Source organism: Caballeronia telluris (assembly GCF_001544495.1).
GTDB lineage: Bacteria > Pseudomonadota > Gammaproteobacteria > Burkholderiales > Burkholderiaceae > Caballeronia > Caballeronia telluris.
Map to the genome: position 1 here is coordinate 1 of NZ_FCNZ02000104.1, position 2,283 is coordinate 2,283.

2 protein-coding genes are annotated in these 2,283 nt (G+C 64.3%); both read left to right on the plus strand.

All coding sequences use genetic code 11. The annotated features are described in order from the left end of the window. Positions 1-994, plus strand: a 994-nt coding sequence (locus AWB66_RS32295; protein WP_087634030.1) for a zinc-dependent alcohol dehydrogenase, incomplete at its 5' end; no start/stop codon positions are given. A gap of 44 nt (positions 995-1,038) precedes the next feature. Next, a complete protein-coding gene (locus AWB66_RS32300; protein WP_087634031.1) occupies positions 1,039-2,169 on the plus strand; it encodes an SMP-30/gluconolactonase/LRE family protein in 1,131 nt (376 codons plus the stop codon). Positions 2,170-2,283 lie beyond the last annotated feature (114 nt).

The window sequence follows — 2,283 nt, forward strand, 5'->3', positions numbered from 1 at the left end:
CGAGTTCATGGGCGTGATCGAGGAGATCGGCCCCGAGGTGAAGCGCCTCGCGAAGGGCGACCGCGTCGTGGTTCCTTCATTCATCGTTTGCGGCCAATGCTGGTATTGCCAGCATTCCCTCTACTCGCTGTGCGACAACACGCACCCCAAGCCCGAACTACAGGCACCGCTTCTGGGCGGACATACGACGGCAGGTATCTACGGCTACACCCACGCCTTCGGCGGCTATGCGGGCGCGCATGCGCAATACGTGCGCGTACCGTTTGCCGACAACGACTGCTTCAAGGTCCCTGACGGCGTCGCGGACGATACGGCGCTGTTCCTCTCGGATGCGGCGCCGACCGGCTACATGGGCGCCGACTTCTGCAACATCCAGCCGGGCGACACGGTCGCGGTCTGGGGCTGCGGCGGCGTAGGGCTGATGGCGCAGCAAAGCGCGCGTCTGATGGGCGCGGAGCGGGTCATCGCGATCGACCGCTTCCCCGAGCGCTTGCAGATGGCGCGCGAGCACGCCGGCTCGGAAACGATCGACTACACGGCGGTCGACAGCGTCCTCGAAACGCTCATGGAGATGACCGGCGGGCGCGGCCCCGACGCGTGCATCGACGCGGTAGGGATGGAAGCGCACGGCACGGGGCCGCAATACGCGTATGACCGCGTGAAGCAAGCGCTGCGTCTGGAGACGGACCGCGGCCAGGCGCTGCGCGAGGCCGTGATGGCCTGCCGCAAAGGCGGCACGCTGTCCGTGCTCGGCGTCTACGGGTTGATCGACAAGTTCCCGATGGGCGCCATCATGAACAAGGGCATGACGGTGCGCAGCGCGCAGCAGCACGGGCAAGCTTATATGGACCGGCTGCTCTCGCACGCGCAGAAAGGCGAGCTGAACCCTGCTTACCTGGCCACTCACCGCTTCTCGCTGGAGGAGGCACCGCGCGGCTACGACATGTTCAAGCACAAGACCGACGGCTGCGTCCGTGCCGTGTTCGCGCCGTAAATTCGGTGTGCATCCCGAGTGCCGGCCATGCAAAGGAAACGACCATGATCCGAATCACAGCCGCGTCCGCCATCGTGGCGATGACGCTTCTCGCCAATGCATCCGTCGCACAGCAGCACGCGGGGACTTCATCCGATACGCCACAACTGCAGCAGGTCGCGCAATTCGAGCACCAGGTCACGGGCGTGACCGTTTCGAAGGATGGGCGCATCTTCGTCAATTTTCCGCGCTGGACGGAAGATGCGCCGGTCTCGGTCGCCGAAGTGAGTCGCGACGGCCAGATCAAACCTTACCCGGACGAGGAGTGGAATTCATGGCGCAACGAAAAGAAGAACCAGATGTCCGCCGGAGATCATTTCGTGTGCGTCCAGAGCGTCGTGACCGATGCACACGGCAATCTCTGGGTCGTCGATCCTGCCGCGCCAGCCACAGCATCGCTGGTGCCGGGCGGGCCCAAGCTAGTGAAAATCGACCTTAAGGCGAACAAGGTAGCGCAGGTGATCCGCTTCGACGAGACCGTCGCACCTCAGGGAAGCTATCTGAACGATGTGCGGTTTTCGCCGGATGGCCAGTATGCCTATCTGACCGATGCCGGGGCCAAGGGAGCGCTCGTCGTCGTGGATCTGCAGACCGCCAAGGCCAGACGCGTTCTCAGCGGCCATCCGAGCACGCAGCCGGAAAAGGACGTGGTTGTAAAGATAGATGGGCACGCGCTGCGCCGGCCCGACGGCCGCGGAGTCGAATTCGCCGCCGACAGCCTCGCGCTTTCGCCCGATGGCCGCACGCTCTACTGGAAAGCACTGACCGGTCGCACGCTCTATCGCATCGCGACGAACGCATTGCAGAACCCGCGTCTGCCGGAGAAGGGCCTGGAAGCGCGCGTGGAGCGTGTTGCCGAGACGGAGCCGACGGACGGTCTCTGGATCGATGAGCGCGGGCGGCTTTATCTGAGCGCCATCGAGCAGGACGCAGTCAGAGTCCGTGACGGGGATCGTATCACCACCCTCGTACAGGACAAGCGGCTACGCTGGCCCGATACGTTCTCGGAGGGACCTGACGGCACCATCTATGTCACTAGCTCCCACATCCAGGACATGAGTTGGTTCAAACCCGAGACGGGCCCACGCCTAGAGACGCAGCTGTGGCGCATTGAACGGCCCGGGGCCGTGCAGTGACGCGCAGGACTGCGCTAACGCCGACCACTCGCTTCGGCCGTCGGGCGGCTTTGGGAGTGGAGGAGCCGTTCAAATGGCAGCTTCCTACCGTCGACGAGTGGCCGTTTTTGGCCG